Genomic DNA, 17,551 nt, shown 5'->3' on the forward strand with positions numbered 1-17,551 from the left:
GACGACCAAACGATAACGGCATTCAGTCTTGACAATACCACGAACGAACTGACCTTGACCCTGGAAGATGGGGGCACCGAGATTGTCGACTTCAGCACGGTACTGGCGGCGGCCGGAACAGACGACCAGAACCTGACCTTGAGCGGGAACAACCTTTCCATCGAGGACGGAAACTTTGTGGACCTGTCGGGCTATATGGACAACACCGACGATCAGGCATTGAGCCTTAGCGGCAACACCCTGACCCTGGAGAACGGCGGCACCGTAGACCTTGGTGCCTATCTCGATAATACGGACGACCAAACTATAATAGCATTCAGTCTGGACGATACCACGAACGAACTGACCCTTACCCTGGAAGATGGAGGCACGGAAACTGTCGACTTCAGCACGGTACTGGCAGCGGCCGGAACCGATGACCAGAACCTGACCTTGAGCGGGAACAACCTTTCCATCGAGGACGGGAATTTTGTGGACCTGTCCGGTTACATGGACAACACCGATGATCAGGCGTTGAGCCTTAGCGGCAACACCCTGACCCTGGAGAACGGCGGCACTGTAGACCTTGGTGCATATCTCGATAATACGGACGACCAAACGATAACGGCATTCAGTCTTGACAATACCACGAACGAACTGACCTTGACCCTGGAAGATGGGGGCACCGAGATTGTCGACTTCAGCACGGTACTGGCAGCGGCCGGAACCGATGACCAGAACCTGACCTTGAGCGGGAACAACCTTTCCATCGAGGACGGGAATTTTGTGGACCTGTCGGGCTACATGGACAACACGGACGACCAGGCACTGAGCCTTAGCGACAACACCCTGACCCTGGAGAACGGCGGCACCGTAGACCTTGGTGCCTATCTCGATAATACGGACGACCAAACGATCACCGCATTCAGTCTGGACAATACCACGAACGAGCTGACCCTTACCCTGGAGGACGGAGGCACTGAGATTGTCGACTTCAGCACGGTACTGGCGGCGGCCGGAACCGATGACCAGAACCTGACCTTGAGCGGGAACAACCTTTCCATCGAGGACGGGAATTTTGTGGACCTGTCGGGCTACATGGACAACACGGACGACCAGGCACTAAGCCTTAGCGGCAACACCCTGACCCTGGAGAACGGCGGCACCGTAGACCTTGGTGCCTATCTCGATAATACGGACGACCAAACGATAACGGCATTCAGTCTTGACAATACCACGAACGAACTGACCTTGACCCTAGAGGACGGCGGTACCGAGATTGTCGACTTCAGCACGGTACTGGCGGCGGCCGGAACAGATGATCAGGCCTTGAGCCTTAGCGGCAACACCCTGACCCTGGAGAACGGCGGCACCGTAGACCTTGGGGCATATCTCGATAATACGGACGACCAAACGATAACGGCATTCAGTCTGGACAATACCACGAACGAGCTGACCTTGACCCTGGAGGACGGCGGTACCGAGATTGTCGACTTCAGCACGGTACTGGCGGCGGCCGGAACAGACGACCAGAACCTGACCTTGAGCGGGAACAACCTTTCCATCGAGGACGGAAACTTTGTGGACCTGTCGGGCTATATGGACAACACCGACGATCAGGCACTGAGCCTTAGCGGCAACACCCTGACCCTGGAGAACGGCGGCACCGTAGACCTTGGTGCATATCTCGATAATACGGACGACCAAACTATAACAGCATTCAGTCTGGACAATACCACGAACGAACTGACCCTTACCCTGGAGAACGGCGGTACCGAGATTGTCGACTTCAGCACGGTACTGGCGGCGGCCGGAACAGATGATCAGGCCTTGAGCCTTAGCGGCAACACCCTGACCCTGGAGAACGGCGGCACTGTAGACCTTGGTGCATATCTCGATAATACGGACAATCAAACAATAACGGCATTCAGTCTTGACAATACCACGAACGAACTGACCTTGACCCTGGAAGATGGGGGTACAGAAACTGTCGACTTCAGCACGGTACTGGCGGCGGCCGGAACAGACGACCAGAACCTGACCTTGAGCGGGAACAATCTTTCCATCGAGGACGGGAATTTTGTGGACCTGTCCGGTTACATGGACAACACCGATGATCAGGCGTTGAGCCTTAGCGGCAATACCCTGACCCTGGAGAACGGCGGTACTGTGGACCTTACAACTTATTTGGATAATACGGATGAGCAAGATGCATCAGAAGTGAATTCAGATTCCCCGGTAGATGTAGACGGAGATGGAAATACTGAGGCTACTGTGGAAGATGTGATTCAAGATATTGCTCCTATTACATCCAAAGCGGCACGAATTTTCTACCCGCCTTCGATTGCTATAGATGCTTCGAGTAATGGAACAGGTAGAACCTTGAATTTATATTCTCAATATGTAACTCAATACGGAACACCGGCAGTCGCAAGTGCGGGAGCACCTGCAGCAATCCCGACTTACGGACCAACAGAGTTATACTATTACATAACCTATGCAGATCCAACTGTATTCGATAATATGAGTATTGATGCCAATGGTCAATTAACCTATGATATAATTGGTCAACCAGCAGATTATAATGCACTGATCAACGTAGTTTTTGTCGTAAAATAATAATGAATAAAGACAAGTAGATTTGAAATCCAACACCTCATATAAGTCTTTATTCATTGGACTGTGCATTTTTTTTGCAGGAGTGAATATGGCAAGTGCCCAGTTCTTGTTGCAAGCGCCGGATACTGGAGATGAACATAACTATCAATGGTATGAAGCCTCCGATACAAGCACTGTTTTGGGTACCAATTCATTTTATGAAGCCACCCAACCAGGGGTGTATTTTGCAACCTATGACGGTACACTTTGTGGTTCCAATGCAACAGGTTATTTTATTCTAACTGATTGCGAAGCACCGAACAACCAGGTGATTTTGGATATTTCAGCAAGTATTCCTTCGGGAGCGTCGGTAAGCTGGACTCCTGCCTTATCTGGTGACCAATCCAGACCAACTGTCACAAGTACACAAACCGTAATGAGGTATGTGGCCACAATCACAAAAGTTGGGAACAGTACAGAACTTCCAAGATTTACAGTGGTGTGCATGAGCCAAGCAGCTACTTTGATGGATGATATGGTTACTGTCAATGAAGATACATCCGTTATTGTTCCCATATTTGACAACGATGCTGATTTGCCAAACACGGGCGTTTTAACAGCGACCAATCCATCGAGTGGTACGGTCAGCATTGATGATAATGGTACCGTAAACGATCCAAAGGATGATGTAATCACCTATACACCAAATCCGGATTTCAACGGAAGCGATAGTTTTGACTATACCATTTGTAATTCCTTTGGCGATTGTAGTACGGCTACGGTAATGATCGATGTACTTCCTATTGTGGATACATTTGACGATTCGGTTTCTACCGATATTGATGTTCAGACCACAATCTCATGGAGAGCAAACGATAATGATATACCTACTTCAGGGACAATCAGCGTAACCAATACATCAAACGGTACCGCGGTGTTGAACAATAACGGAACACCGACAGATCCATCGGATGATGATATTACCTATATACCGAATCCAGGTTTTACAGGAACAGATTCGTTTGATTATACGGTTTGTGATTCTAATGGAAATTGTGATACAGCTACCATTACTGTAATTGTAAGTCCTTCAGGAATTGATTTGGATAGTGATAATGATGGGATTGTGGACAGCTTTGAGGATTTGAATGCTGATAACGATAATGATCCATCAACCAATCCAACAGATACCGATGGTGATGGCATTCCAGATTATTTGGATATAGATAGTGATAATGACGGTATTCCCGATAATATTGAGGCGCAACCAGCATTGGGGTACATTCCACCTAGCTTAGTTGATGCAAACAACAACGGATTGGATGATGCCTATGAGGTTGATGGTAATATTGGATTGATTCCTATGGATTCAGATAATGACGGTATTCCGGATTATGTAGATGAGGATAGCGATAATGACAATGTTCCTGATGCCATTGAAGCGCACGACCATGATCATGATGGTATTCCAGAAGTTAGCCTGATAGGCTCCGATAAGGATAACGATGGTCTGGATGATGGTTACGAAGGTGAAACGGTCATCGATATCGATGTCAATGATGAAATAGATGATCCCAGCACTGCATTGCCCGATACCGATAGCGATGGCATACCGGATTTCAGGGATTCGGATGACGATGACGATGGTATAGAAACCATGGATGAAGATACCAACGGTGATGGTGACTACGCCAATGATGATGCCAATGAGAACGGAATACCCGATTATTTAGATCCAGACTTAGGAGAACTTACCACCGATGAAGAAGAAGTGGATGTTGTGAACGTAATAACGCCCAATGGTGATGGAGTACACGATGTTTTGGAAATCCGAGGACTCTCGAATTACCCTAACAACACGGTAAGGATTTACAACAGATGGGGGGTAATGGTGTTCCAGACCAAGTCATACAACACTAATGGAAATGTATTTGACGGTACTTCGCAAGGAAGGGTTACCGTGGATCAGGACAATAAACTTCCGGTAGGTACATATTTTTATGTGATAGATTATCAGGATAACGGAGGTAGTACAAAACAGCTTACAGGCTACATATATATTAACAGATAAACAATGGTAACTGTGGTAAACAAACTTTTTAAAGAACAAACCCAATGGTTGCTTGTTTTACTTCTGCTTGGAGTAGGAACTATGCAAGCACAGCAAGATGCACAGTATACCCAATATATGTACAATACTGTAAGTGTCAATCCGGCCTATGCGGGGTCAAGAGGACATCTGAGCATTGCCGCATTGTATCGGAACCAATGGTTGGGACTTGATGGGGCACCGGAAACACAAACGTTGAACGCTCATACACCGGTGGGTTACCGTGGTGTGGGTCTTGGACTATCCATTGTGAATGATAAAATAGGCCCCACCTCCGAAACTTATTTTGATGTGGACTTCTCCTATACCATCCAAACCTCTTTGGAAGGCAAGCTTAGTTTTGGGCTCAAGGCCAGTGCCCATATGTTGGATATTCGATATTCCGAGCTCGATGAGTTCGAGATAGACCCACAGCTGCAATCACAGCAGGACATCCAGAATAAGTTCTCACCGAATATCGGAGCAGGGGTGTATTATCACACCGATAGGTTTTATGCCGGTTTGTCGGCACCTCGAATATTGGAGACGACCCACTTTGATTCCTCTTCCGTATCCACTGCCAAGGAACAGCTTAACCTTTACCTGATTACGGGTTATGTTTGGGACTTAAATCCAGTATTGAAGTTCAAACCCACTTTATTGACCAAGGCAGTTCAAGGAGCACCATTGCAGGTAGATCTTTCCGCCAACTTTATGTTCAATGAAAAGTTTATCGGGGGAGTGGCCTATCGATGGGATGCCGCATTTAGTGGTCTAATTGGATTTATGTTGTCCGACCAGTTTATGATTGGGATGGCATATGATAGGGAAATCACCGAACTTGGCGCCGCTACCTTTAATGATGGTTCCTTCGAAATCATTCTACGGTACGATTTTATCAGGAACATCGGAAATCTGAAATCACCACGCTTCTTTTAGTAAGAATTTATCAATCAATCCATCTTTATTTAACTTCAAAGGTCATATTTTTACCTCATGATAGAGGAAAAAGTGATACTTGTAAATGAAAAGGACGAGCCAATAGGCCTAATGCCCAAGATGGAAGCCCATCAAAAGGCTTTGCTACATAGGGCATTCTCGGTTTTTGTGATGAACAAAAAAGGGGAGACCATGCTTCAACAGAGGGCCAAGGACAAATACCATTCCCCATTGCTATGGACCAACACATGTTGCAGCCATCAAAGGGAAGGGGAGAGCAATATTGCAGCTGGAAAGCGCAGGCTTATGGAGGAGATGGGTTTCACCACAGATCTTAAAGAACTCTTTCATTTTATGTACAAGGCCCCTTTTGATAATGGCCTTACGGAACACGAGTTTGATCATGTGATGGTAGGTTATTTTGAAGAAGAACCGAATATCAATCCAGAGGAGGTTGCCGATTGGAAATGGATGCATCCAGAGGATATCAAAAATGATATGATGGAAAATCCCGATGAATACACCGCATGGTTCAAGATTATTTTTGAACGTTTCTACGACCATCTTATGGAAAATACCTCTGCAAAATGAAGGTGAAAGCGAGTAGAAAGGCCAGTTTCAATGCTGCACACAGATTGCATCGCCCAGATTGGGACGACGAAAAGAACAAAGCTGTTTTTGGTAAATGCAACAATCCAAAATATCATGGGCATAATTATGACCTTATCGTGAGCGTTACCGGGGAAATAGATCCGGAAACAGGCTTTGTAATGGACCTAAAAGTGCTTAAGGAGTTGATTAAGGAACATGTAGAGGAGGCATTGGACCATAAGAATCTGAACCTCGATGTTCCAGAGTTTGAAAATTTGAATCCTACCGCAGAAAACATAGCTGTAGTGATATGGAATAAATTAAGACCGCATATAAAACAAACTAAGGAGTTGGAGGTAGTGCTTTATGAAACTCCTCGAAACTTTGTAACCTATACAGGATAGCACAATGAACTTATACCCGTTAAAATTTAAACCTATCCTTAAAGAACGACTTTGGGGAGGAACCAAGTTAAAAGATGTATTGCATAAACCTATTGAAAGTGATATTACCGGTGAAAGCTGGGAACTTTCGGGGGTAGAAGGGGATATTTCCGAAGTATCAAATGGAGATTTGTCCGGGACTTCGCTTCAGAGCTTGATGGACGAACATGGTGAAGCACTTTTAGGGAAGAGTGTCGTGGAACGTTTTGGGAACGATTTCCCCATACTCATCAAATTTATTGATGCAAAGCAGGACCTTTCCATACAGTTGCATCCAAATGATGAATTGGCCAAAGAAAGACACAATTCCTTTGGAAAAACCGAGATGTGGTACATTATGGATGCCGACCCCGGCGCAAAATTAATCGTGGGCTTTAATAAGGATGTAGAAAAGGACGAGTATGTAAAAAGCCTTGAGGAAGGAACCTTGACCGATTTAATGAATTATGAGGAAGTAGGCGAGGGCGATACCTTTTTTATCAATACAGGAAAAATACACGCCATTGGTGCAGGGGTACTTTTGGCCGAAATCCAGCAAACCTCAGATGTTACCTATCGGGTATTCGATTTTAACCGCAGGGACAAGGAAGGTAATTTAAGGGAATTGCACACCAGTTTGGCGGTCGATGCCATAGACTATGAGAAGAAGGATGACTTTAAAGTGGAATATGCCAAGAACCAAGATCATGTTAATTCAATGGTGGATTGTCCCTATTTTAAAACAGACTTTTTGGAACTTACCAAGTCCATGAAACAAGATTTGACCCAACGAGACTCCTTTACCATTTTTATGTGCGTAGGAGGTGCTGCCCAAATTCGAAACGATTGGGGCAGTGTTGCCATAACAAAGGGGGAAACTGTCTTAATTTCAGCATCAACTACTTATGTGGATATTGACACAGAAGGAGCTAAACTTTTAGAAGTTACAATTTAGTGGTATATTTAATAAAAACAACCGCGTTATGCCAAGTATTCGTGATTTAAAGAAAGATATCAATTTTGTGTTGGGAGATATTATTGAAGCTGTTTATATATGGGAAGCCGGCTCAGGAAACAAGGAGTCGGAAGAAGGTACCGTAATCATAGACGAAGCCATTGAGGTTTATGACGACCTCATGAATAAGGTCAACCAAAAAAAGTTGGAGGATAACAAAGCTCACTTTAAAGCTATTCGCACGGAACTGGAGGAAAAGGCCACCAAGCTCGTGGAACAGTTGAATAATTTGGAAGCTTAGTTGTTCTTGTCCAAGAACACTTTAAACTCCTTTCCGTATTTGGAAGCAGCTACCTCTGGTGTCAATCCTTTATAAATGGAATCCAAATATTTTGGATTGGCTTCGCTCGCTTCGGTCATCATAATGTAAGGAGTTGCATAAGAGTTTCCATTATTCAGGCCAAAATTTAAGGCGTATCTATATCTGCTAATCGTATTTTGATTGACCAGCCTTTGCAAAGAATCCAAGACCAAGGAATCTTTCTCTGTGTCGAGATTAGAAGCTTGTTGCAGTAGCCCCAACTCCTTGATATTGAATTTAGAGGCCATTTCGTGAAACTCTAAAAGCTTTTCATGCGATTTGGAACCTGAAATCTCAACATCCGTATCAAAAGTGTTCCAAGCCGTATTAATGGTAATGGTTCCTGGCTCCCCGAAAAAGGTAATCCTATCGTTAATGTCGTTATTGTCTTCCTTCTTTAGGTAGAGGTAAAATACTTCCGGTTCGCTTACTTCCGTAGAAAAATTAAAAGCACCATCACCCTTTATCTCCAATGAATCCAAAATGGCCAACGTGGAATCCTTAAATTGTTGCAAATACAGAGTACCTTTCTTTAACCCTTTAATATTTCCGCTAACGGTCATGGTGTTTTGTGTGTTTTTTTCACAAGACAACACTGAAATTCCAATAAGTAATACAAACAATATCCGCTTCATCATAAAATTTTAGCAGCGCAAAGATGCATAATCTTCTGAAAATATTTAAACATTAGAGGCTACTTCCATCAACAAAGCACATAAATATGCTCCAGCAGTACCCACAACGTATCCAAAAACGGCCAAAAGTATACCAACCGATGTCAAAGACGGATGGAACTCTGCTGCCACTACCGGTGCGGAGGCAGCTCCCCCTACATTGGCTTGGCTCCCCACAGCTAAGAAAAAGAATGGGGCTTTTATGAGTTTGGCCACTAAAATAAGCAGTCCAGCATGTATGGTAATCCAAATTAAGCCAATGGCGATAAGGCCGGGATTATCCAAGACTTTCCCTAAATCCATCTTCATACCTATAGTGGCTACCAAAATATAGATGAACATACCGCCGATTTTACTGGCGCCGGCACCTTCATAATTTTTGGCATTCGTAAAAGATAATCCAATGCCGATGGCGGTAGCAAAGACTACCATCCACAAGAATTCTGATCCAAGTGACGATAATATTTTTTGTGGGTTACGGATAACTTCGAAATTATCCTGTAAAAAGACGGCAAAGTGGTGCCCCACCAAATGGGCAACTCCAACACCAACAAAAGCGAAGAACAATATCATGATAAAGTCCTTGAGGGTAGTGACCCGTGCAATTTTTTCAGTATGGGTAGATACTTTTACCTTGAGCTCTTCAATGGAAGAGGTGTCCGCTTTGAGCCAACGGTCTATTTTATCGGTTTTGCCCACTCCCAAAAGAATGACGGCTAACCAAAGGTTGGCTACTACGATGTCGATAAGGACCATGCCTCCATAGTTTTCTTGGTTGTATTTAAATACCTCCAACATTGCAGCTTGGTTGGCGCCTCCACCGATCCAACTACCTGCAATGGTCGCCAATCCTCGCCATACTGCGTCCGGGCCGGCCCCACCTACAGTTTCGGGTGAAAATATGGAAACAATCAATATTGCTATAGGGCCTCCAATGACTATCCCGACCGTTCCCGTTAAAAACATGACCAATGCTTTAGACCCCAAATTTATGATGGCTTTGAGATCAATGCTAAGCGTCATTAGTATCAATGCGGCGGGCAGCAAATATCTACTTGCCACATAATAGGTTTGTGATGCCGATTCGTCCACAATTCCCAAGCTGGCCAAAATAGCGGGCAACAAATAGCACATGAGCACGGTAGGCACTACACCATAAAATTTGTTCCAAAACCCGGTTTTAATGGATGAGGTATAAAAAACGAATCCTAAGCAGAGACAAAGAAGCCCAAAAATTACGGTGTCTTGGGTAAAAGGTAGTTGATCCATATTTTTTTTAAGATAGAAGTCCAAATATAGGAAAATAGGTGGGGTGGTGTAGTTTGTGGCACAAAATGGATACTTCTTTTGCCTGAATCTGATTTAGATGTTTTTATGTGTTGCTAACATTTTGTAAATTAATCAGATAGAACTGCTTTTGGACTTAAACGGTATTGAGTCAACAATTACTTGAATTGAAACAATCACCTGAATCTTTTTTAAATACTTTTATTGATATAAACACTAAAAACCTAGAACATATGAGAAGTTTACTTTGGCTTGTTGCTGTAATTTGTATAATTATTTGGGTATTGGGATTTTTTGGAATTGTGGCAGGAATGGCTACTAGTAGTCTTATCCACATTTTACTTGTGGTTGCTGTAATAGCAATTCTTTACAATATTATTTCAGGACGTAAACCCTTATAATATACTAAACACTACGATTGACCTTATAGCTTTGAAAAAGAAAATATAAAAAGGCGGTCACATTTATGTGACCGCCTTTTTTATTTGGAATTGCAAACAAACGTTTAAATATTCAACCAATAGGTCAATTTTAGGTTAATGGAACGGCTTCGGGGCATAAATGAATTCACAAAATAATTATCGTTGTAAACCAAGAACAAATCGGATAGTGGAGCAAATCGCCATTGCAACCTAGAGTTGAAACCTAAATTGTCTAGTTGGTTGCTATATTGAATCAATGTGGACCAGAACACCGATTTGTTGAAGGTCAGTTCTATTTTGGGACTCACCAACCATATCTCACCACTTTCATAGGGCTCTGGTAATGTAATGTTGTTATAATTGAAACCTAAAGAAAAATTCATCTTGGGCTGTACCCTTAAATTCATCTCGCCCTCTAGAACCAATCTTGACCCATTAAAAAATTCACCATACCCTGGTTCAAGCGTATAGGAAAAAACCTTTCTTCTGTCGCTAGCAAATTCCACCTCGCCACTGGTGTAATGATATCCAGTTCCTCCTGGCAGCTCTGTTCCGTTGTTGGTTCGGGTAGGGTCAAAAGAAGTGGTTAAATAGGTGTAGCGGTTAAAAAGTCTTATGGAGAGTTCTTCCTGGCTCTTGAATTGTGCTTGCCAACCGGTATAAATAAAATAGTCCGTGTTTTGATAATCCAGTGTTGGTCGCCACACAAATTCCGGTCGGGCTATAAATCCATGTGAGTTTAAATTTCCTTTTTTTGGATAAAAAATCACTTCTGCGGATGGATTAAAAAACAGGATGTCCTTTCTGGGGACAAAGCCAAGGTCGGATCTAAAATTGTTTCCTATAAAATTTCCGCTCAAACCAAGGTTTAAAAAGCGTGAATTATACTTTAGATTGATTCCACCAGCTGCATCGCGATTTTCCACACCATGTGAAAAGGATTTATGATAGAAAAACTTCCCTGTCCAAGTATTGTCTGCACTGGCCAGATTGTAATCCAACCCAACTACCCGATTGTACCTATCTGCTTCATTCAAAAAATCATAATCCTCAAAGGTCTGCCGGTTCACAAAAATGAAGCTAAGGTTGGAACGTGAGAACATTTTTTTCTGAAGGGCCAATACTGTATTGTTATTACTGGCTATTTCATTGGATTCATCCTTTTCGGTTTGAAGATTCATTAGCCCTAGGCGCCAATTTTCATTCAATTTACCGCTAAGCCTTACACCGCCCACTATGCCATTCTCTATGGTTTCTCCCTGTGCATTTTGGGCAATTCCTATCCTTCTGGAAAAAAAAGGATTATAATCTCCTTCTGTACCAAAAGACCCAAAAAGGTCACTATTGTCTATAAAAAATTGCCGCTTTTCGGGGAGGGATACTTCAAAACGGGTAAGGTTGGTGATAACATTGTCCACTTCCACATTGGAAAAATCAGGGTTTACTGTTATGTCCAGATTCATTCCGTTTCCTATGGATACTTTCGCATCTCCCCCTATTTTGATATTGTTTTCCTCTATTTGTTTCTCGTAATCTTTTGCCACAATACCATTCACATAAGGTATAAGGGCCATAGGGGTCCTGGACTTCCCCAAGGGCCTTTCAAAAACCATATCGCCCATAAAGGCAAGATTGTAGATTCTTTGATTTTGCGGGATGCGGACCCATGTACTTTGTTCATTGGTCTGCATATCAAACCTATAGGAGTTGAAGCGCCATTTTTGTTCTCCCTGTTTAAATTTGAACGAGGTAAGCGGGATGGCAATTTCGCAGGTATAATAGCCTTCATATAATTTGGTTTCGCCCTGCCATTTAACGTCCCAAGACATGGTAAACCCACTAGTGCCTTGTCCGCCACCAGAGATTAGGGCTTCACGGCGTACTCCAAAAGGATTGATTCCAAAGAGAAATGCATTGGTGCCATCATTGAAAGTGTCGAACACTAAACTGATGTTATCGTTGCCCCCTGCCCCATAGTCACGCTTAAGTGAAGGTGTTACATAATCTTCACCATCGGAAAACAATTTGATGCCTATGTACAGGGTAGTGGCGCTATAGAGCATTCTAATCTCGGTTTGTTTTACTGCTTGAATGGTATCAACGGGGAAAAACTGGTAAAAACTATCGGTAGTTTCTGCGGAATTCCATTGAGGCTCATCCAAGATACCATCGATTTTAAAAGGAATTTCTGTAAATTTTACTTTGATGTCCTTGGAACTTGTTTGTGAGTAAAAGGTAAGAGGTACTAGCAATGCAGCGAGTGCAAAGTGTAGTTTGGTCATGATCTTTAGTTTAGTTGGTATGTCAAATGTAAGTTTATAGTTAAAAAAATCCCAAAATCGTGAAATGGATTGTTAATTGATGAAACATTCTGAAACTTAGTTGGGCAAACAGCTTTTATATAAGAGACGTTAAAAAATGAAAAAAACCTTATTTCTATTGCTTTTATTTCCTGTTTTGGTGTTCGGTAACACCATTTGGGGGAAAACAGGCCATCGCGTTACAGGGCAAATTGCCCAGAATTATTTAACAGGAAAGGCCAAACGAGCCTTGAACGATTTATTGGATGGGCATAGCCTTGCATTCGTTTCTACTTTTGCAGATGACATAAAAGCGGACCGTAGCTACTCAAGATATTCGGCATGGCATTATGTGAACTATCCTTTGGGAACAAGTTATCGCGATTCTGATAAAAGCGAATACGGTGATATTGTTGTGGCCATTGAGGAGTGTGTCCAAAAAGTGAAGAACAACGAAAACTCCAAAGAGGACAGGGTATTCCATTTAAAAATGCTCATCCATTTGATAGGTGACCTCCATCAACCTATGCATGCCAGTAGGGCAGAAGACAAAGGCGGGAATGATATTCAAGTGCAATGGTTTGGTGAAGGAAGCAATTTACATAGGGTTTGGGATAAAAATTTGATTGAGTCCTACGGAATGACCTATAGCGAACTGGCCGATGAATTGAGCGATGTGGACAAAAAAAAGCGCAAGGCCATTCAAGGAGGCACCATATATGATTGGGTTGATGAATCCCATGCTATTTGTGCGGAACTATACGATTCGGTAGAAATAGGCGACAAACTTGGATATCGCTATTCATACGACTACAATGATTTACTTTTCCAACAATTGCAAAATGGAGGTCTTCGATTGGCCAAGGTATTGAACGACCTGTTCGATTAACAATATTAGGACTGTAAAACAGTTTTTAACTGGTTTCTATACTCCGATGGGTTTTGTCCTGTAAAGGCTTTAAACGATTTGTTGAAGTGCGAAAAGTTATTGAAACCACTATCATAACACACTTGGGTAATGCTCATGGGCTGTTCAGCCAATAATTTTGAAGCGTGCACCAAACGATATTCATTTACAAACTGCGTAAAAGTCTTATTGGTGATTTTTTTGAAATACCTACAAAAGGATGGGACCGTCATACTTACCAAATCTGCAATTTCCTCTAGGCTAATATCTTCCTTGAAGTTTGTTTTTACATGATTAAAAACCACATTGATACGGTCGTTGTCCTTAACCTCGGTCTCCATGGAGAATCCTTCAGCGTTCAAAACATTGATTTCTGTTGAAGTAGCCAGAATGTTCAATATATTAAGGATGGAGAGCAATCGCTGAAAATCTGTCTGATATTCCAATATCTCCATTTTTTCCCCAATCTTCATTTTGGTCTTACCGGAAAAGGCGATTCCCCCTTTGGCCACCTCGAACAGCTTTTGGATATTTTTCATTTCGGGAATGTTAAAAAAATCACTTCCCAAAAAATCGGCTTTCATCTGTACCAAGGTCTCACTCTTGTTACCGGTTAGTTTGTCCGTAAACCCACAATGGGGCAAATTGGAACCTATTAATATAAGGTCACCGTTCCTATAATAGGATACATGACTACCGATTTGCCTTTTTCCCGAACCCCCGTTCACATATACCAATTCCAATTCTGGGTGGTAATGCCAACCATTGTTTTTGTTTTCGTTGTTGGCGTTAAACTTTTGAAATGTAAAAGAGTGCCCAAAACTGGGGGCTATTGCCTCAAATGCTGGTTTTTGAATCATTTACTGCAATTTTTCCTTTCGTATGCTAAAGTTAAAAAACTAATTAGTATGCAAATATCTACAATGTTACCTTAAAGTTATGCTATTTTATCACTAATACTATGTTAAATCATCTACCATGTTAATATAGCACATAAAGTGGAAAAAGGAGTGGTATTCATGTGCACTATTGCACCTTACATTTGTACTGTAATCTTAAAAAAACGAAGTGTTATGAAATTAGTAAAGAACCTAACAGTAGTAGTGGCCCTATTGATAAGTGCAATCGGGTTGGCAAACGGAACCACAACCGACTTTGGCAAAAAAGTTGTAGCCAAGTACGAAGTTGAAAAGAATTTGGTAAAAGTTAACCTTGATCCAGTATTTGTAAAGAAAGGTCAGAAAATAATGATGAACCTTTTGAACGTTTCCAAAGGAAAGGTGCTTTTAAAAGTATATGATAGCGAGGACAGACTTGTTTTTGACGAAGCTATCGATGGTGACATTGTAGTTGAAAAAGCATTCAACTTCGAAAAAGCCTTCAAAGATGAATATACCATTGTTGTAGTTGACAAATTTGGAACCTACAAAGAAACTGTGGTAGTAAGATAGTTTGTTTAGTTAATTTTTATGTGCATTGGGGGTCGAGAGGCCCCCTTTTTTTATGCCCATTTTTTAAGCTTTTCCCTTTTGCTCAATGGCAAAGCTTCATTGTTTATGGCCCATTCCAAAACTTGCTTGTCCTTGGTCTTGGCAAAGAGTAGGGAATAGAATGCTTGAATGCTCAAAGGATTTTTTGATTCTTCCACAAGTTCCATGGTATCTCCAGAGGTAACTTTTCCCGGCTCAAGAACACGTATGTATGTTCCAGGGTGCCCGTGATCTATGAACTGTTTTAAAATACCTTGGTCGTTGAACCGAATACCTAATTTGTAACAGGGCTCCCTGGGTTGTGTGATCTGTACCAGCGCTGTTCCCAATTTATAAATACTTCCGATTTTTAATTGCGACTCATCCAAACCATCAAGGGTCAAATTTTCGCCAAACATGCCCCAGTTCCAATCCAACAGTGGGTATTTCTCTTTCCAATAAGCATAGTTGTCTGAGGAGAACAGATAACAAGCTTTGTACGTACCACCATGGTGTTTTCTGTCGACTACGGTATCATTCTTTACATCTTCCACATCCAAAAAAAGTGGTTCATCGACTGGATGTTTATAAATGCCCGTCATGGTTTCTTTATCGTTCCATACTATTTTGGTAGGCTTGCCTAGGTTAGTGGAGATTACTTTCATGACGACAAGTTATAAAAAACCACCGCTTGTGACGGTGGTCATCTAACTAAATTTAATGTCTAAGAAAATCAATCTTCCCTTTCCAATTTTTTGGTCATGGTAAATCCGGCAAAAAGACCGGCCCCTGCTAGCATAAAGATGGTGCCCGGATACGCAACTTCTTCATCGACCCCTAGGCTATAGTGCAGTATAGATGCAATGAAAATGGCTGCTCCAATGCCTATGAGCAACAACGCCAAGTTTAAAATGATGATTTTCCAAATTGGTGCAGTCCCATTTCTTTTTCCTCTGACAAAAATACTGGCGTCGGCCCCTTTCTCGATTAATGCCAAACGTTCCTTGTTTCTAGTTGAAAAATAGAGGTATGCAATGGCAAGGATAACACCAAAAATGATAGGAATAACGATTACTTCTGATCCCATAACTGTTCGTTTTAATGATTATTTGTAATTTTTTTGTTCATAAGCTATGACGACGGTTTTTTCGATTAGGTTACATAATTTTATAAAAATAATTTTTTGTGTAACCCAAACGGTACTTCCAACGTCCAATGAACGATGCTGACCAACAAGGAAAATCAAATGATCTCGGAAATACGCAGGGGGAATACCCGCGCGTTCTCGGATTTGGTGGACAGTTATAAGGATATGGTCTTCACTCTTTCTTTAAGAATGTTGGGCCATAGGGAGGAGGCCGAGGAAGTATCGCAAGACGTATTTATTAAGGTATATAAGTCCTTGCCCAGTTTTAAGGGTGATTCAAAATTGTCCACTTGGGTATATCGGATTACATACAATACGTGTTTGGACAGGATCAAAAAAATAAAAAAGAAGCGAATCCATTTGGATATGGAACATGCGGACAAGATAGATTATGCCGAGTTGGATACAGCGTTTCATAAAATGGTAGCGATAGAGCGAAGCCAATTGATAGAGCAATGTCTATCCAGATTATCGGAAGAGGATGCAGGTATCCTTACTTTGTTTTATCTTGAGGAAAAGAACCTGTTGGAGATGGAAAAGGCGACCAACCTCCCTGTGAATACATTAAAGGTGAGGTTGTTCAGGGCCAGAAAACGATTGGCCAGTATTATGGAAAAGAGTTTGAACAAAGAAATATTGCAGAGCAATGGATCAATTGGATGATAAAAAACTGGAAGCATTTGTAAATAAGGTCATGGAAGAAGCTCCGCTGGAGTCTCCTTCTGCCGATTTTACCAAAAATGTGATGCAAAAACTTGAGGTTGAAGCACCGCAGCAAGTTTTTGAATACAAACCCATACTATCGGGCAGAACTTTGTCCTTGGCTTTTGTTTCTTTTGTTGCCCTCCTGTTTCTACTGGGTTCACAACTGGATGTGGATAATGGGCAGGGTTGGTTCAAAAACTTGAACATGGAATCTTGGTTCCATACCGATTGGGGATGGGTGAAAGGTTTTACATTTTCCAAAGTTACCGTGTATGCTTTCCTGTGTTTGGGACTTATGTTTTTTGTACAGGTGCCTTGGCTTAAAAGATATTTGGATAAAAGTATTTTCTAGAGATACGCATAGTAATACGCCCAATACATTAAAAAGAATTGTAGGGGAACCCGTAGAATCAAAATCCATTTTGGGATACCAGCGGATGCTTTTTCGCCCGAAAGCATGTAAAAATGTACCAAAAGAAAAACACCCAGCATTAAAATAATGCCAAAGGTGCTCAGTTTTCGGGTGGCATCGAAGCAGACACCTATACCCAAAACCATTTCGGCGATTCCGCTCAAGTATACCAAAAGCCTATGGTTGGGTAGGTACATGGGCATAATGCGCATATACATTTTAGGTTTTATAAAATGCATCACGCCGGCAAAAATGTACATTCCGGCCATTACGTAAAGATGCCATGGGGCCATA

The 17,551-nt window shown here is 42.2% G+C and carries 19 protein-coding genes; 12 read left to right on the forward strand and 7 right to left on the reverse strand.

Annotated elements, in window-relative coordinates; genetic code table 11:
- From GUA46_RS14470 to GUA46_RS14500, 7 genes are all read left to right on the forward strand, one after another.
- Positions 1-2,598: beta strand repeat-containing protein (locus tag GUA46_RS14470; RefSeq protein WP_176621092.1), on the forward strand; the 2,598-nt coding region annotated here is incomplete at its 5' end.
- Positions 2,599-2,620: 22 nt separating this feature from the next.
- Positions 2,621-4,648 carry a T9SS type B sorting domain-containing protein gene (locus GUA46_RS14475; RefSeq protein WP_417943113.1) on the forward strand — a complete coding sequence of 676 codons (2,028 nt, stop codon included), beginning with the start codon at positions 2,621-2,623 and terminating at the stop codon, positions 4,646-4,648.
- A 3-nt stretch (positions 4,649-4,651) separates the two neighbouring features.
- Positions 4,652-5,605 carry a PorP/SprF family type IX secretion system membrane protein gene (locus GUA46_RS14480; RefSeq protein ID WP_176621093.1) on the forward strand — a complete coding sequence of 318 codons (954 nt, stop codon included), beginning with the start codon at positions 4,652-4,654 and terminating at the stop codon, positions 5,603-5,605.
- 57 nt (positions 5,606-5,662) lie between these two features.
- Complete coding sequence (gene idi, locus GUA46_RS14485) at positions 5,663-6,196, forward strand: isopentenyl-diphosphate Delta-isomerase (protein WP_176621094.1); 534 nt, start codon at positions 5,663-5,665, stop codon at positions 6,194-6,196.
- The gene (locus tag GUA46_RS14490) at positions 6,193-6,600 is read left to right on the forward strand and encodes a 6-pyruvoyl trahydropterin synthase family protein (protein ID WP_176621095.1); all 408 of its coding nucleotides are present in this window, start codon (positions 6,193-6,195) and stop codon (positions 6,598-6,600) included. The genes idi and GUA46_RS14490 overlap by 4 nt, the downstream gene beginning before the upstream one ends.
- A gap of 4 nt (positions 6,601-6,604) precedes the next feature.
- Complete coding sequence (locus GUA46_RS14495; RefSeq protein WP_176621096.1) at positions 6,605-7,573, forward strand: type I phosphomannose isomerase catalytic subunit; 969 nt, start codon at positions 6,605-6,607, stop codon at positions 7,571-7,573.
- A gap of 28 nt (positions 7,574-7,601) precedes the next feature.
- Entirely contained in the window at positions 7,602-7,874 is a 273-nt protein-coding gene (locus tag GUA46_RS14500) for a hypothetical protein (protein WP_108245279.1), read from the forward strand.
- On the opposite strand, the gene GUA46_RS14505 is transcribed toward GUA46_RS14500, so the two are convergent.
- Together GUA46_RS14505 and GUA46_RS14510 are read right to left on the reverse strand one after the other, a co-directional pair.
- Positions 7,871-8,569 carry a DUF4369 domain-containing protein gene (locus GUA46_RS14505; protein ID WP_229418521.1) on the reverse strand — a complete coding sequence of 233 codons (699 nt, stop codon included), beginning with the start codon at positions 8,567-8,569 and terminating at the stop codon, positions 7,871-7,873. The two genes, GUA46_RS14500 and GUA46_RS14505, sit on opposite strands and share 4 nt — an antisense overlap.
- Positions 8,570-8,614: 45 nt before the next feature.
- Positions 8,615-9,877 carry a DUF819 family protein gene (locus GUA46_RS14510; RefSeq protein WP_108245277.1) on the reverse strand — a complete coding sequence of 421 codons (1,263 nt, stop codon included), beginning with the start codon at positions 9,875-9,877 and terminating at the stop codon, positions 8,615-8,617.
- Positions 9,878-10,128: 251 nt separating this feature from the next.
- On the opposite strand from GUA46_RS14510, the gene GUA46_RS14515 reads away from it, so the two are divergent.
- Positions 10,129-10,296, forward strand: coding sequence for a lmo0937 family membrane protein (locus GUA46_RS14515; protein WP_108245292.1), 168 nt, complete (start codon positions 10,129-10,131; stop codon positions 10,294-10,296).
- Positions 10,297-10,400: 104 nt separating this feature from the next.
- Here the strand turns inward: GUA46_RS14515 and GUA46_RS14520 are convergent, their stop codons facing one another.
- A complete protein-coding gene (locus tag GUA46_RS14520) occupies positions 10,401-12,599 on the reverse strand; it encodes a DUF5916 domain-containing protein (protein ID WP_176621098.1) in 2,199 nt (732 codons plus the stop codon).
- Positions 12,600-12,735: 136 nt separating this feature from the next.
- Between GUA46_RS14520 and GUA46_RS14525 the strand changes: the two genes are divergently transcribed.
- Entirely contained in the window at positions 12,736-13,506 is a 771-nt protein-coding gene (locus GUA46_RS14525; RefSeq protein ID WP_176621099.1) for a S1/P1 nuclease, read from the forward strand.
- Positions 13,507-13,511: 5 nt separating this feature from the next.
- Here GUA46_RS14525 and GUA46_RS14530 read toward each other — a convergent pair whose 3' ends face one another.
- Positions 13,512-14,384 (reverse strand): AraC family transcriptional regulator, encoded by an 873-nt coding sequence (locus tag GUA46_RS14530; protein WP_176621100.1) that lies wholly within the window; start codon positions 14,382-14,384, stop codon positions 13,512-13,514.
- A 213-nt stretch (positions 14,385-14,597) separates the two neighbouring features.
- On the opposite strand from GUA46_RS14530, the gene GUA46_RS14535 reads away from it, so the two are divergent.
- Positions 14,598-14,975, forward strand: coding sequence for a hypothetical protein (locus GUA46_RS14535; protein WP_176621101.1), 378 nt, complete (start codon positions 14,598-14,600; stop codon positions 14,973-14,975).
- A 50-nt stretch (positions 14,976-15,025) separates the two neighbouring features.
- On the opposite strand, the gene GUA46_RS14540 is transcribed toward GUA46_RS14535, so the two are convergent.
- Entirely contained in the window at positions 15,026-15,658 is a 633-nt protein-coding gene (locus tag GUA46_RS14540) for an MOSC domain-containing protein (RefSeq protein WP_176621102.1), read from the reverse strand.
- 68 nt (positions 15,659-15,726) lie between these two features.
- On the reverse strand, positions 15,727-16,080 hold the full coding sequence (locus tag GUA46_RS14545; protein ID WP_108245271.1) for a DUF6249 domain-containing protein: 354 nt from the start codon (positions 16,078-16,080) through the stop codon (positions 15,727-15,729).
- 135 nt (positions 16,081-16,215) lie between these two features.
- On the opposite strand from GUA46_RS14545, the gene GUA46_RS14550 reads away from it, so the two are divergent.
- Positions 16,216-16,803 carry an RNA polymerase sigma factor gene (locus GUA46_RS14550; protein ID WP_176621103.1) on the forward strand — a complete coding sequence of 196 codons (588 nt, stop codon included), beginning with the start codon at positions 16,216-16,218 and terminating at the stop codon, positions 16,801-16,803.
- Positions 16,787-17,197 carry a hypothetical protein gene (locus GUA46_RS14555; protein ID WP_176621104.1) on the forward strand — a complete coding sequence of 137 codons (411 nt, stop codon included), beginning with the start codon at positions 16,787-16,789 and terminating at the stop codon, positions 17,195-17,197. Before GUA46_RS14550 ends, GUA46_RS14555 begins: the two co-directional genes overlap by 17 nt.
- Here GUA46_RS14555 and GUA46_RS14560 read toward each other — a convergent pair.
- Entirely contained in the window at positions 17,194-17,550 is a 357-nt protein-coding gene (locus tag GUA46_RS14560; protein WP_176621105.1) for a DoxX family protein, read from the reverse strand. The two genes, GUA46_RS14555 and GUA46_RS14560, sit on opposite strands and share 4 nt — an antisense overlap.
- Position 17,551 lies beyond the last annotated feature (1 nt).

The sequence above is a fragment of the Flagellimonas chongwuensis genome (assembly GCF_013376415.1).
GTDB lineage: Bacteria > Bacteroidota > Bacteroidia > Flavobacteriales > Flavobacteriaceae > Flagellimonas > Flagellimonas chongwuensis.

Bases quoted from the DNA above. Each gene is read 5' to 3' on its own strand.
- GUA46_RS14550 (WP_176621103.1), top strand. From the start codon at position 16,216: ATGCTGACCAACAAGGAAAATCAAATGATCTCGGAAATACGCAGGGGG.
- GUA46_RS14560 (WP_176621105.1), bottom strand. From the start codon at position 17,550: ATGGCCCCATGGCATCTTTACGTAATGGCCGGAATGTACATTTTTGCC.
- GUA46_RS14530 (WP_176621100.1), bottom strand. From the start codon at position 14,384: ATGATTCAAAAACCAGCATTTGAGGCAATAGCCCCCAGTTTTGGGCAC.
- GUA46_RS14495 (WP_176621096.1), top strand. From the start codon at position 6,605: ATGAACTTATACCCGTTAAAATTTAAACCTATCCTTAAAGAACGACTT.
- GUA46_RS14500 (WP_108245279.1), top strand. From the start codon at position 7,602: ATGCCAAGTATTCGTGATTTAAAGAAAGATATCAATTTTGTGTTGGGA.
- idi (WP_176621094.1), top strand. From the start codon at position 5,663: ATGATAGAGGAAAAAGTGATACTTGTAAATGAAAAGGACGAGCCAATA.
- GUA46_RS14515 (WP_108245292.1), top strand. From the start codon at position 10,129: ATGAGAAGTTTACTTTGGCTTGTTGCTGTAATTTGTATAATTATTTGG.
- GUA46_RS14540 (WP_176621102.1), bottom strand. From the start codon at position 15,658: ATGAAAGTAATCTCCACTAACCTAGGCAAGCCTACCAAAATAGTATGG.
- GUA46_RS14505 (WP_229418521.1), bottom strand. From the start codon at position 8,569: ATGAAGCGGATATTGTTTGTATTACTTATTGGAATTTCAGTGTTGTCT.
- GUA46_RS14555 (WP_176621104.1), top strand. From the start codon at position 16,787: ATGGATCAATTGGATGATAAAAAACTGGAAGCATTTGTAAATAAGGTC.
- GUA46_RS14490 (WP_176621095.1), top strand. From the start codon at position 6,193: ATGAAGGTGAAAGCGAGTAGAAAGGCCAGTTTCAATGCTGCACACAGA.
- GUA46_RS14525 (WP_176621099.1), top strand. From the start codon at position 12,736: ATGAAAAAAACCTTATTTCTATTGCTTTTATTTCCTGTTTTGGTGTTC.
- GUA46_RS14535 (WP_176621101.1), top strand. From the start codon at position 14,598: ATGAAATTAGTAAAGAACCTAACAGTAGTAGTGGCCCTATTGATAAGT.
- GUA46_RS14510 (WP_108245277.1), bottom strand. From the start codon at position 9,877: ATGGATCAACTACCTTTTACCCAAGACACCGTAATTTTTGGGCTTCTT.
- GUA46_RS14520 (WP_176621098.1), bottom strand. From the start codon at position 12,599: ATGACCAAACTACACTTTGCACTCGCTGCATTGCTAGTACCTCTTACC.
- GUA46_RS14545 (WP_108245271.1), bottom strand. From the start codon at position 16,080: ATGGGATCAGAAGTAATCGTTATTCCTATCATTTTTGGTGTTATCCTT.
- GUA46_RS14480 (WP_176621093.1), top strand. From the start codon at position 4,652: ATGGTAACTGTGGTAAACAAACTTTTTAAAGAACAAACCCAATGGTTG.